This is a genomic window from Bradyrhizobium sp. 87 (assembly GCF_023073015.1).
GTDB lineage: Bacteria > Pseudomonadota > Alphaproteobacteria > Rhizobiales > Xanthobacteraceae > Bradyrhizobium > Bradyrhizobium canariense_D.
In genome coordinates this window covers 1-10,975 of sequence record NZ_JADPIQ010000092.1, presented here as the reverse complement: position 1 = coordinate 10,975, position 10,975 = coordinate 1, and the positions used below count along the sequence as shown (strand labels likewise).

The 10,975-nt window shown below is 60.7% G+C and carries 14 protein-coding genes and 2 pseudogenes; 11 read left to right on the top strand and 5 right to left on the bottom strand.

The genetic code is table 11. From position 1 onward, the window contains the following. Positions 1-668: 668 nt before the first annotated feature. The 5 genes from IVB50_RS26000 to IVB50_RS25980 all read left to right on the top strand — a co-directional run bounded on the left by IVB50_RS26000 (position 669) and on the right by IVB50_RS25980 (position 6,027). Positions 669-2,444 carry an adenylate/guanylate cyclase domain-containing protein gene (locus IVB50_RS26000; RefSeq protein WP_247297724.1) on the top strand — a complete coding sequence of 592 codons (1,776 nt, stop codon included), beginning with the start codon at positions 669-671 and terminating at the stop codon, positions 2,442-2,444. Between the two features lie 853 nt (positions 2,445-3,297). Continuing rightward, the gene (locus IVB50_RS25995) at positions 3,298-3,636 is read left to right on the top strand and encodes a hypothetical protein (protein WP_247297722.1); all 339 of its coding nucleotides are present in this window, start codon (positions 3,298-3,300) and stop codon (positions 3,634-3,636) included. A gap of 18 nt (positions 3,637-3,654) precedes the next feature. Beyond that, entirely contained in the window at positions 3,655-3,828 is a 174-nt protein-coding gene (locus tag IVB50_RS25990; RefSeq protein ID WP_247297720.1) for a hypothetical protein, read from the top strand. A 442-nt stretch (positions 3,829-4,270) separates the two neighbouring features. Continuing rightward, a complete protein-coding gene (locus IVB50_RS25985; RefSeq protein WP_247297718.1) occupies positions 4,271-5,545 on the top strand; it encodes an SDR family oxidoreductase in 1,275 nt (424 codons plus the stop codon). After that, the gene (locus IVB50_RS25980) at positions 5,545-6,027 is read left to right on the top strand and encodes a DUF2269 domain-containing protein (protein ID WP_247297717.1); all 483 of its coding nucleotides are present in this window, start codon (positions 5,545-5,547) and stop codon (positions 6,025-6,027) included. The genes IVB50_RS25985 and IVB50_RS25980 overlap by 1 nt, the downstream gene beginning before the upstream one ends. 316 nt (positions 6,028-6,343) lie before the next feature. Here IVB50_RS25980 and IVB50_RS42300 read toward each other — a convergent pair whose 3' ends face one another. The 5 genes and pseudogenes from IVB50_RS42300 to IVB50_RS25960 form a co-directional block, all read right to left on the bottom strand. Further along, a complete protein-coding gene (locus IVB50_RS42300; RefSeq protein ID WP_253075386.1) occupies positions 6,344-6,694 on the bottom strand; it encodes a diguanylate cyclase in 351 nt (116 codons plus the stop codon). A gap of 37 nt (positions 6,695-6,731) precedes the next feature. Continuing rightward, positions 6,732-6,905: a diguanylate cyclase gene (locus IVB50_RS42295; RefSeq protein WP_253075623.1), complete on the bottom strand. Its 174-nt coding sequence runs from the start codon at positions 6,903-6,905 to the stop codon at positions 6,732-6,734. Beyond that, the gene (locus tag IVB50_RS25970; RefSeq protein WP_247297729.1) at positions 6,896-7,159 is read right to left on the bottom strand and encodes a hypothetical protein; all 264 of its coding nucleotides are present in this window, start codon (positions 7,157-7,159) and stop codon (positions 6,896-6,898) included. The genes IVB50_RS42295 and IVB50_RS25970 overlap by 10 nt, the downstream gene beginning before the upstream one ends. Next, positions 7,086-7,340, bottom strand: coding sequence for a PAS domain-containing protein (locus tag IVB50_RS25965; protein WP_247297728.1), 255 nt, complete (start codon positions 7,338-7,340; stop codon positions 7,086-7,088). Before IVB50_RS25965 ends, IVB50_RS25970 begins: the two co-directional genes overlap by 74 nt. A 116-nt stretch (positions 7,341-7,456) precedes the next feature. Continuing rightward, positions 7,457-7,600: pseudogene (locus IVB50_RS25960) on the bottom strand (IS5/IS1182 family transposase); the annotation flags it as partial. A gap of 220 nt (positions 7,601-7,820) precedes the next feature. Here IVB50_RS25960 and IVB50_RS25955 point away from each other — a divergent pair. From IVB50_RS25955 to IVB50_RS25930, 6 genes and pseudogenes are all read left to right on the top strand, one after another. Beyond that, entirely contained in the window at positions 7,821-8,006 is a 186-nt protein-coding gene (locus IVB50_RS25955; RefSeq protein ID WP_247297716.1) for a hypothetical protein, read from the top strand. Further along, entirely contained in the window at positions 7,960-8,349 is a 390-nt protein-coding gene (locus IVB50_RS25950) for a GcrA family cell cycle regulator (protein ID WP_346015394.1), read from the top strand. Before IVB50_RS25955 ends, IVB50_RS25950 begins: the two co-directional genes overlap by 47 nt. Positions 8,350-8,595: 246 nt before the next feature. After that, positions 8,596-9,069 (top strand): transposase, encoded by a 474-nt coding sequence (locus IVB50_RS25945; RefSeq protein ID WP_247297715.1) that lies wholly within the window; start codon positions 8,596-8,598, stop codon positions 9,067-9,069. Then, the gene (gene tnpB, locus IVB50_RS25940; RefSeq protein WP_247297714.1) at positions 9,050-9,211 is read left to right on the top strand and encodes an IS66 family insertion sequence element accessory protein TnpB; all 162 of its coding nucleotides are present in this window, start codon (positions 9,050-9,052) and stop codon (positions 9,209-9,211) included. Before IVB50_RS25945 ends, tnpB begins: the two co-directional genes overlap by 20 nt. A gap of 144 nt (positions 9,212-9,355) precedes the next feature. Next, positions 9,356-10,115: pseudogene (locus tag IVB50_RS25935) on the top strand (IS66 family transposase); the annotation flags it as partial. Between the two features lie 300 nt (positions 10,116-10,415). Continuing rightward, a complete protein-coding gene (locus tag IVB50_RS25930; protein WP_247297713.1) occupies positions 10,416-10,727 on the top strand; it encodes a hypothetical protein in 312 nt (103 codons plus the stop codon). Positions 10,728-10,975 lie beyond the last annotated feature (248 nt).

The following is a 10,975-nucleotide window of genomic DNA, read 5'->3' as shown; positions in this document are numbered from 1 at the left end:
AGGGCGCGCTGCAGAAGCGCAGTAGTGTAGACTTCCGACGTGATGTCGCCGTTGCCAACCGCTGCTGCAGCGGCTGCGAGCCCAAGCGAGGTGAGATCTGTGGTGTCTCGCGATGCAAACTGGCGTGCAGTGGCGATCATGTCTTCCATGAGATCCTCGCAAAGAGCTGTTAGGCGGCATCCCGCTGCCGCCAAACAGCGGCTCAGCTCAATGCCATTACGGTCATAATATGAAATTACGGTCGTGCTGCAATGGTGATTTTCGCGTCCATGCTCTGTTGCGGGACACGTGTTCGTGAGGTGCCGATGACACAGTTGATCGATGGGAGCAATCAAGCGTTCGACGAATGACCATCAGTGACGCACGGCCTGAACGCACCCTCTATTCGCGCTTTCAACCCCCGGCGCGATTGCTGGCCTACGTCATACCGAAGCAGGGGCGGCGTTTGTCGGGCCGAGTAGATGACTTCTGCATTGGGTCAAAGGCGGCGGTCGGACCCGGACTTGGGACGACTTCCGCTCTACCTCTCGCTCCAGACATGTCACTGCGGTGTGCCAACCGACGTGATGGGCGATCAACGGACATTTCGACCGCGATCCTCATCGTCGACTCCCTTGGCACCTGCACCCAAATGCGTAGACTGGCCCCGAACAAGCCAGGAGAGAGCTTTGGCGATCGAGCGGCCAAACCGACGGCTGACGACAATCCTGGCGGCCGATGCAGCCGGCTACAGTCGGCTTGTGGGAATTGACGAGGAAGGCACGCTCGATCGCCTCCGGACCATCCGCAAGGATCTCATCGATCCTATGATGGCCGCCCATCCCGGGCGTATCGTCAAAACGACTGGGGATGGCTTGCTGGCCGAGTTCGCCTCGGTCGTGGATGCAGTTCGTTCGGCCATCGATATGCAACAGGCCATGGCCGAGAGCAATTCTGGCCTCGTACAGGATAGGCGCATCGAGTTCCGCATCGGAATCAATCTCGGTGACGTGGTCGTGGAGGACGATGGCGACCTCATGGGCGACGGCGTCAATGTGGCGGCGCGATTGGAGGGCACTGCCGACCCTGGTGGTATTTGCCTTTCTAGTGCAGTCTATGACCAGGTGCGTGGCAAAATGGATATCACCGCGCAAGATCGCGGTCGGCAGCAGCTAAAGAACATCGCCGAGATGGTGCAGATCTATTCGATTTCACCCGCGCAACCCGCAGCAGCAGCGCCGCACACGACCGTCGCACCGCGACTCTCTATCGTTGTCTTGCCCTTCGTCAATCTCGATGGCAACCGCGAGCAGGACTACTTCGTCGACGGTGTCACTGAAAGCCTCACAACCGACCTGTCGCGTATTCCTGGCGCCTTCGTCATAGCTCGCAACACTGCCTTCACTTTCAAAGGCAAGCCAGTGGACGTCCGGGTGATCGGGCGAGAACTTGGTGTGCGCTACGTGATGGAAGGCAGCGTGCAGGGTGGCGGGGACCGCATTCGCGTCAACGCGCAGCTCATCGACACGGAAACCGGCGCACACCTCTGGGCCGAGCGCTTCGACAAGCCGCGCGCCGATATCTTCGACATGCAGGACGAAATCACCACGCGCCTCGCCCGGACCGTGGGTGTCGAGCTCGTTGCAGCAGAGGGCCGCCGCGCCGAACGCGAACGACCGAACAATATGGATGCCGGGGACTTGGCCATGCGCGGCTGGGCAATCCTCAACCAACCCTTGTCGCTGCGCCGCGACCGCGCCGCGTGTGACCTGTTCGACGCGGCGCTCCGGTTGGACGATCGCAACGTCGAGGCGTTGGTCGGTCTTGCTTTCTATCATGGCAACGACCTTCGCACCTTCGCCTCGACCAATCGGGACGAACAGCTACGTTTCGCCCACATGGCCATCACTGAGGCACTGAGGCTTGCTCCCTCCAACGCTTTAGCCCATTTCGTTCACGCCAATCTCCTCCATGTCTCAGGCGCGACGGAACGCGCGCTGCGCGAACTTCAGTTCGCTATTGCGCTCGATCGTAATCTAGCTTGGGCCCATGCTGATGCAGGCTTTTTGAAGGTTCTACTGGGGCGCGCTGAAGAGGCAGAAGCTGACCTCACAAACGCGATCCGGCTTAGCCCGCGGGACCCCGGGCTCGATCGCTGGTATGCCCTACTCGGTATCGCCGACCTATTCCTCGGCAGGCTTAACTCAGCGTTGGACCGGCTGCGCAACTCGGTCGAAATGAATCCGAACGTCGCGATGGCTCACTTTTTTCTGGCCGCGGCCTTCGCGCTGAGCGGCCGCGCTGCCGAGGGCAGGGAGGCGCGGAATGCCGGCCTCGAGCTGGACCCGCACTTTACTGTTGCAAGATTTCGGAACGAGCGGCGCAGTGAAAACCCGACCTTCCTGGCCCAGCGCGAGCGCATCTACGAGGGCCTAAGCTTGGCAGGCGTGCCAGCGGGCAATTAGAGTTTGCACGGGCACGTGGCTAAGTAGTTCCCGGAAATCAGCACTTTCCTAGCAGGCGGTCGCCCAGCGGCACAAGTTGCCTGCTAACGTCAACAGCGTCGAACTGCTGGCCGCCGTGGCCGGCTCGCCTCACTTCCCGACACGGCCGACGCCATCGCGATCTACGCCTTCAGGCCATCAGCGGACTTGCATGCGGGAACAAAGAGGACGGCCATTGAGGTGTGTCTACTTTCCGCCCCTTAAGACACGAAACCGGGGGATTGCCAATTTGTCAGGCGGGCCGCGAACCGCGGTCAGGGCTGTATCGCTCCGCTGAGCGCGCTTGCAGTTGGGGCAGACGAAAAGGTGGGCGATTATCGGTTCTAGAGTATCTCGCACCAGATCCGAGCGAAACCATCTCATGGTGGTGCGGCAATTCGCACAGTCCGGGTGTTCGAACTGCCCAAGTGCTTCCTTTTGCCGGTCCATGCCCGCTCCCCATTGTTCGGGAAACAGTAGCAAGGCAGACCCAATCGCGACGTATCAAACGATACACAACGGCAAATTAGCGCGCCAACCTTGCTTAGGACCTGCCGCTGCGCTGTGCCAACTGACGCGACACGCCAGAAGCGGCGGTCCGGCGCTCGCATACGGCAGGTTCTACGAGGACCTAGCCCACCCGCGCGCAACTCTCCCCTGCTACGATCGGATCCCAACTCCGCAACATATCGGGACGCGCACACGGCCATCTGGCGAGCTCGCAGTGGCTAGTCGGCGTCGCACGTTAGCTTCGTGATTGCGGAAAGACCAAATTTCCCAAGTGTTGGCACCAGTCTCACTGGTACGCAGAGCGGCAGGTTGTGAGCGCCGCACAATGAAAACACCGAAGCCGAAGCAATGGGCCCAGCGCGAGCTCCAGCAATTGTTTAGTGGCGCGGGCAGGAGCTGGTGTATCGAAGATTGCCGCCGAACTGGGCCGCCACGCCTGATCAGTGAGGCGAATGGCGCGAACGATTGGGATATTGTTAAAGAAGTAGCCGCGGCGCCTCGCCGGCGGCGGATCAGCTCGAAAGACCAAAAAGCGCGCGACGCGACACATCTCGCCTTTGGGCAGCGCGGAAGCTTTTGCCACCTCGCGTATCCGCAATCTTACGGCCATTGTGCATCCGCCATCTTTGGCATCTGCTTCAGATTGAATTCGATGACGAACTGATTTTCAGTCGAGGTCCCCATGAGCGTCAAAGCCACGATGGCGACGATCCTTCAGAACCAACTGACGTTACACGGCGTGCATTCACCGACGCCATCGGACTGCGAGCAGATCGTTGATCGGCTGATCGTGCAGCTCAGAGAGCTGGAGCTTAGTTTAGCTGCGCGAGAACTCGCTGAGAAGCAGGAGCCGTAGCGCCCCGCAAATCTTTACGGCCAGCGAGACATTCTGCAGGCGAATGCCTGTCTGCGCGGCGCGTGAGTCCTCCGGCAAATGTCTGCTGCGGGTCAAAGGTGGCGGTAGGCCACTCAGCGGGACGACTTTCGCTCTACCTCTCGCTTCAGAAATGTCGCTGCTTCGCCGACCAGCGCAATGGACCACGAGCGGAAGGCCGTAACTGCGTTGATCCAGGGTGTTTGAACGAACGGCCCATCGATATCGGCGGCGCCGCAACATTAATGGCAAGCGTCGTCTCTCCCGAAGGCGATGCTTGCCAAAGACAAGGCTCTGCCTGCGGCCCCGACTCATCCGTTCCGCCCGGAGGAACGATTGCATCAGTTCCGCTTTAGTCGTTCCGCACCTTCAAGAGTTTGATGGCGGCTTGCGATATCCGGCCGCCGATCGAAGGACCCGGTCAATGCGCATCCTTCTCGTCGGCGGCACGGGGCTTGTTGGATCGGCGATCCACGCCAGGCTGTCCACCGAGGGGCATGAATGCGTATTGGTGTCGCGCCATCCGGACGCGGCGCCTGATACGCAACACGTCACCCTCGATGTTGCAAGGACCACCGACGCTTCGAAATGGAAAGGCATTCTTGCCGGCGTCGATGCCGTCATCAATGCGGCGGGTGCCCTGCAGGGTCAGGACATGCAAGGGGTTCACGTCGCCGGCAGCGCAGCGCTTTATACGGCGTGCGAAAGCGCGGGCGTCCGCCGTGTCATACTGTTCTCGGCGATCGGCATCGACCGCGATGCGCCCACTGATTTTTCTCGTACCAAGCGGGAAGGCGAAGCAGCCTTGATGGCCTGCGACCTCGATTGGGTCGTACTGCGGCCTTCCGTGGTGGTGGGCCGGCCCGCCTATGGGGGCAGCGCACTACTGCGAGGTCTGGCATCACTACCGGTTCTACCGGTCATGCCCGACACGGCAGCTATTCAACCGGTATATCTCGATGATGTGGTAGAAACGGTTCTGTTCTTCCTGCATCCCGGCGCTCCTTCGCGCATCGCACTTGATCTGGCCGGTCCACGGCGGATCGCCTTCAGCGACTCCATCGCGCTGTTTCGCGCCTGGCTGCGCTGGAAGCCCGCTTACCGCCTGCACCTGCCTAGTTGGGCGGCTTCGGGCGCTTACCGTGCGGGGGACCTGGCCCAGATGCTGGGTTGGGGAACGCCCATCAGTTCGACTGCAAAGGCGGAAATGCGGCGTGGCGCGACCGGCGATCCCGAGCCCTGGCGTCAGCTTACCGGCTTGAGGCCGCGCGATCTTGAAGGCGCGCTCGCACGCGAGCCCGCGTCCGTCCAGGAACGCTGGTTTGCCCGGCTATATGCGCTCAAGCCGCTGATATTCGGCGTCTTCGGCCTGTTCTGGATCGTCACAGGCATCATCTCTCTCGGCCCTGGCTGGGAAATTGGAATGTCCTTGCTACGGGAAGGCAGGGTGCCGGACAAATTCGCTTCTCTCACCGTCATCGCCGGCGCGCTCGCCGACATCGGTATCGGCGTCGCGATTCTTTGGCGGCCTCTGAGCCGCTACGGGCTCTGGGCAGCACTGATCATCTCGCTAACCTATGTCGTGATCGGCACGGCGCTGGTGCCGCGGCTGTGGGCCGATCCGCTTGGGCCAATGCTGAAGATCTGGCCGGTTCTGATGCTCAATCTGGTTGCCATGGCGATCCGGGAGGATCGCTGATGCTCTATTTCCTTCTCAAGATGGTGCACATCATCGGTGCTGCCGTCCTGCTCGGTACTGGGGCTGGCATCGCCTTTTTCATGCTGGTGGCGCATCTGCGCGGCGACCCGCGCGAGATCGCGGGGGTCGCGCGGACGGTGGTACTGGCCGACTTCCTATTTACGGCGAGTGCCGTGGTCCTGCAGCCGATCACCGGCACATGGCTCGCTTGGTCGAGCGGATATTCCCTCCGCGATGGGTGGATCGCGGCGTCCATCGCACTGTACCTGGTGACCGGCGCCTGCTGGCTCCCGGTGGTGTGGATGCAGATGCAAATGCGCGATCTTGCTGTCCGTGCGGTAGAGACCAACGCCAAGCTGCCTGCCGGGTATTACCAACTCTTTCGGTGGTGGTTCGCCTTCGGATTTCCGGCGTTCGCAGCCGTGCTGGTTATCTTCTGGCTGATGATCGCCCGCCCGCCTATTCCATACTGGGATTCCTAGACGGTCCTCATAAGAGGCTGACGTGCTCCACCGATCAGGAACGCATCCTGGGCCTGGGGCTGTCCGGATCGAGGAGTGATGTTCGAGAACAGGCCGGTACGGGCGGCCGGTGCCGTCCGCCTTCGGACACTCTTGAGCCACACCCGGACACCGTTCTGCTCGCAGAGGCCGCCGAAGCAAAAACGCCGCCTGCTTAAATGGTCGCAGGCGGCGGCTTCCAGCCCCGGGAGGGAAAATTGCAAAATCCCGATACCATGTGTCAGCACATACTGTGCCAAGGTTCATTGTGCCGGGGCGGGACACCGGAGCCGGTTCGCTACGGCCCAGCAGGCACAGGCGCCCGGGCTCTCCTGTTTTTCGGGTTTGTCTCGATAAACGTGACTCCCAACTCCTCGCCATCCACCCAGGCAAGCTCGCGGCGACGATAGGCCAACCCTACTGAGGAGAGCACCAGGAAGAATCCCTTGAGGGGAAGTCCGACCATCGTGGAACTCGCGATGGTGCAATCTCTTCCGTGCTCTTTGGCGGTGTAGAGGGCTATGTCGGCGTCGCGCGTCAGCCTTAGTTCATCTGCCGTCGCATCGCTCTTCGCAGCGACGCCAACACTGATCGTCACATATTGTCGTTGTGCTCCAGGATGGTAGATGTGCAATCGGGTGACCAGCAACCGGATTGCGTCGCAACTTTGACTGGTCTCTCCTCGCTTACACCCGGTAGGACCACCGCGAACTCCTCGCCGCCGTATCGCGCTGAGAGCCCTCCGGTGTTTGCCGTCCACTTCCAATCACTTCGGAGATGCGTCGAAGGCAAGCGTCGCCGGCCTGGTGACCCAAAGCGTCGTTGAATCCTTTGAAGTGATCGATGTCCATCAAGAGCACAGAAAGCACTTGATCTTGGGCATAGGCCTCGCGAAGGATGCATCGAAGCTGCGTCTGTTCGCCAGCCCGGTAAGCCCGTCAGTCGTCGCAAGCTGCCCCAGCTTCAGGTTGGCTGAAGATAGCTCATCCTCAAGGGCCTTTTGCTTGGAAACGTCGAGAAGAACGCCGACAAGTTCCAGGTCATCGCCCGGCGAGTGTTCGGCGATCTTGAAATTGGCCTCGAGCCAGAGCATCACGCCGTCGCCGCGCCGCATGCGAAAGCGAACCGAAACGAGAAGCGGTCGCGCCCTTCAACTCCCGGCTTGCCGCCAAGACCCTTTCGCGATCATCCTCGTGAACTACGTCGAGACACAAACGTCCCAGGAAGTCGGTTTCAGTTTTCCCCACCACGGTGACTAAGGGGGACACGTAGCGCAGGTACCCCTTCCTATCCATCACGATGACAATATCGGCGATGTTGTCCGCCAGCAGCCTGACCCTCGCCTCTCGATCTCGAAGCGCCCGTTCAAGCCCGGTCCGAAACCGTAATCGGCTGCTCAGGAGCGCGGCCATTCGAACCCGAGGTCGCGAGGATCTAACGCATCCACGCACACATCGACCGCGCTAATAGAATTGCTCTCATCGACCCAATCATCGAGGCATTCCGGCGACAGCGGCATCTGCTGGCGATCCGCACCTTGAACGAAGCCCCGCATGAAAGTATCGTGTCTCACTTAAGAGGTGCAGTCCAGTAGAGCCGAATGAGTACTCGGGCATAAAGTAGCCGAAAACGCTGCCATTTGCGTGGCGGATGCCCTCCTTTGCTCATGTCGTCGACTTGATGTTCCCATCTCGTTTGCACCGATCGCGCCCTGGGCGCGCGTGCCGTCCGCCATGAATATGCGACTACGCGTGTTTTCGAGGAGTAGCAGCCACATGAAGCAACATACCTTCGAAGCATTTTCCACCACCGCGATCTACTGGACACCGCTTGTGCTTTTGGGCACCGCAATGCCGCCAAGAGATCCCGATGAAGACGAGGAGGACGAAGACGACGAAGACGACGAAGAGGAAGATGACGCTGACGAACCGCCGGTCGTGCGCGAGCCGGACGACGACTAGACTAGCGTGTTCGGCAGCCAGGGGTATAATATTTGTCATGGGCTGGCATGCGAATGACATAGCGCTCCTCAACAGGCTCTGGTCCGCAGGACAGAGCGCGGCGCAGATAGCGCGTCGTCTCGGGTGCAGTCGTAACGCCGTCTGCGGCATGCTGACCCGTCTGGGCCTGAAGCGCGGCCACAAGCCGCCCACAGCAACGCCCAAGATAAGGCCGTCCCCGAAGCTGAGGCCGACGTCGTCGGCAGCCTGCGCTCGTCCAGTCGCACGGAAGGTGTCGCGGAACACAGCGGAGAGGCAACAGCCCAAGGAATTCAGCAAACAGCCTCTACTCCATGCTGGCTGAGGCCGTCAGAAACACTGACTAGGAGCTCACCACCAACGTCGTTGCGCTCCTCGCTTCAGCTATCGTACACGAACCGACGCACGCAAGTCCGTCCGACGAACTGCGTCCATAAAGACTAGCCTTGTTGCAGCTGCACAGATCGGCAGCTAGTTGGCTTCTTGTTTGTAAGCGCGAATTTCCCTGCACCTTTTGCTTTTGAGTGCTCTGATGCATGAGGTGTCCACCAAAATGGGTGGACACCTTGTGATGGCAGACGATGATCAGAAACTGCGGGTCAGGCTTGTTGGTCGGAACGGTCGCCGGCGCTACGAGGCGGCATCGAAGGAGCGTCTTGTCGCGAGTTGTCTTGAGCCTGGCGTTTCGGTATCGAGACTTGCGCTCGAACACGGGGTCAACGCGAACCTGCTTCGGAAATGGATCAAGAAGCACACCGCGACCAGGTCTCTCCCGCGGTCTCCCCCATCGGCGTTCATCCCGGTTCAACTTGAGGGGGCTTCCGATCGCGCCCTGTCGCGGGGGAGCAGCGTGGCGATGGTGGGTTTGCCGGCGGCTTGCGATGAAGTGCGCGGGTCGGAACCCAAGGGGACTACAGCTTTTTGTTCTCCGGCCAAAGTGAGCGCGTCGCTGCCGAACGGCGTGAAGGTCGCGCTGGAATGCGGCGATGTGGATGCATTGACGGCGATCATCGGAGCCCTGGGCCATGTTCAGACTGGGCGGTGACCTGCAGGTCTATCTGCACCGTGAGCCGATCGACTTCCGGGCTGGCATCAACAGCCTTGCGGTTCTGGTCCAGGAGACGATGGCCTCGATCCGTTCGCTCCGGCGGTTTTTGCGTTCTGCAATCGCCGTTGCGACCGGATGAAGTTGCTGTTCTTCGACCGGTCCGGCTTTGTGCTGGTCCTGAAGCGGCTGACCGAGGACAAGTTCCGATGGCCGCGCCGCCAGGAGGCGGTCGTCACGCTGACGACCGAGCAATTGCACTGGATCCTTGACGGCATCGATAACATCGTACATGTGGGCTTATCGCAGCGGCCAGGGCAGTCACGAGCCCATCGTTCTTCTGGATTATCAGCCGGGCCGCGGCCAGATCCACCCGCAGGCCTTCCTCGGCGATTACCGTGGCATCGTGATGAGTGACGGCTATACCGCATGGCGCACGCTGGAAGGGACCACCCACATTGGATGCATGGCCCACTCCCGACGGCGCTTTGTCGATGCCCTCAAGGCGAGGAAGAAGGGCGGCGGCCCGCCAGAGCAGGCGCTGCGGTTCTTCGAACAGCTTTACCGGGTTGAAAGGCAGGCGCGGGACGAAAAACCAGACAGAGGCGAAACGCCAGATCAATGCATTCGCCGCTTCCGCCAGCAACACAGCATTCCCGTCCTGAACGCCCTCAAGGAATGGCTCGATCAAATCGCCCCGAAGGTCTTGCCCGACAGCAAGCTTGGCGATGCCGTATCCTACACTCTGAACCAATGGTCATATCTGACGCGCTACGCAAGACGGCAGGATGCCGATCGACAACAATCTCCTGGAGCGCGATATCAGAATCTTTGCCACTGGCAGAAAGAGCTGGCTGTTCAGCGACACCGTCGAGGGAGCCAGGGCCAGTGCCGTCGTCTACAGTCTGATGCTGACCTGCCGCGCCTCACGCGTCGAGCCGTTAGCCTGGTTGCGCCACGTGCTCACCGAATTGCCTCAGCGCGCCGACGACGCCGATATCACCGACCTGCTGCCCTTCAACTTCCCCAAAACCGCCGCTGCCTGAACGGGTCAGATGCCGCCCTCGATACGAAGGCCATCCGTCAAAAGCGCGGGCGTCATCGTGCGGAGAAAATCGCGCTTACTCTTGTTTCGCCATTCCGCTCAACGCCAGGTTTCTATTGTTCTGGAAGCTCAGGGTGCCGGATATTCGGACCTTGTGCTGAAGCAGTGCCTTCGCCGCCGCGATCTGCTCCCGAGAACGGCGGAGCATCTCTCGTGTCATTTGGCTTGCCTCGTTAACATGGCCTGTGCACTTCTATTGCGACTGTACCGAAAGACTGCCTCGATTTAGGAGCCGAGTTTAGTGGGTTGGATCGCGAATTTGCTCCGTCGGCCGGATGTCGGCCTGCGGCCTGGGAACGGCGCACAAGTAGACCTAGAACCGCTATCCGAGCGCGGCGGCCGATGGCTGAAGTACAACCTGTTTCCCTTCCCGGGCGCGGTGTGGTCTGGCAAGCGCGGTTGCGTGGAGCTGGCCGAGGGCGACGTGATCGCACTGCATCTCGTGGTCGAGCGGTTGAAAGAGGCCGGGGTTCGAGTGAGGTTCTACGGGCGGCTTCGGCGCTGGGACGGCACGTCACCGGTCTGGACGTTGCTGGCACGCGGGAAGCAATGATCCGGCGACTGTCGCAGCGACACCGGCACCGCGCACGCTGCGGCCGGCCCCGCTCTTGGGCATTTTCTGCGTAATAAACAAGGCAGGTTTTAACTCGTCCTGCACTGCCCAATGCTGGTACCCTCAAACGTTTCCCAGTGTCACTTCATCTAGCATTACAGTTGCTTTTGTTGCGGGCTTCTGAATCCATGGGCAACCATGATTCGAATGTCGTGGGCGCGGGCCGCGTCGGTTGAGGCGACGCTTGC

Bases quoted from the DNA above. Each gene is read 5' to 3' on its own strand.
- IVB50_RS25995 (WP_247297722.1), top strand. From the start codon at position 3,298: ATGAAAACACCGAAGCCGAAGCAATGGGCCCAGCGCGAGCTCCAGCAA.
- IVB50_RS25990 (WP_247297720.1), top strand. From the start codon at position 3,655: ATGAGCGTCAAAGCCACGATGGCGACGATCCTTCAGAACCAACTGACG.
- IVB50_RS25985 (WP_247297718.1), top strand. From the start codon at position 4,271: ATGCGCATCCTTCTCGTCGGCGGCACGGGGCTTGTTGGATCGGCGATC.
- IVB50_RS25980 (WP_247297717.1), top strand. From the start codon at position 5,545: ATGCTCTATTTCCTTCTCAAGATGGTGCACATCATCGGTGCTGCCGTC.
- IVB50_RS25970 (WP_247297729.1), bottom strand. From the start codon at position 7,159: ATGCGGCGCGGCGACGGCGTGATGCTCTGGCTCGAGGCCAATTTCAAG.
- IVB50_RS25965 (WP_247297728.1), bottom strand. From the start codon at position 7,340: ATGGATAGGAAGGGGTACCTGCGCTACGTGTCCCCCTTAGTCACCGTG.
- IVB50_RS25955 (WP_247297716.1), top strand. From the start codon at position 7,821: ATGAAGCAACATACCTTCGAAGCATTTTCCACCACCGCGATCTACTGG.
- IVB50_RS25950 (WP_346015394.1), top strand. From the start codon at position 7,960: ATGACGCTGACGAACCGCCGGTCGTGCGCGAGCCGGACGACGACTAGA.
- IVB50_RS25945 (WP_247297715.1), top strand. From the start codon at position 8,596: ATGGCAGACGATGATCAGAAACTGCGGGTCAGGCTTGTTGGTCGGAAC.
- tnpB (WP_247297714.1), top strand. From the start codon at position 9,050: ATGTTCAGACTGGGCGGTGACCTGCAGGTCTATCTGCACCGTGAGCCG.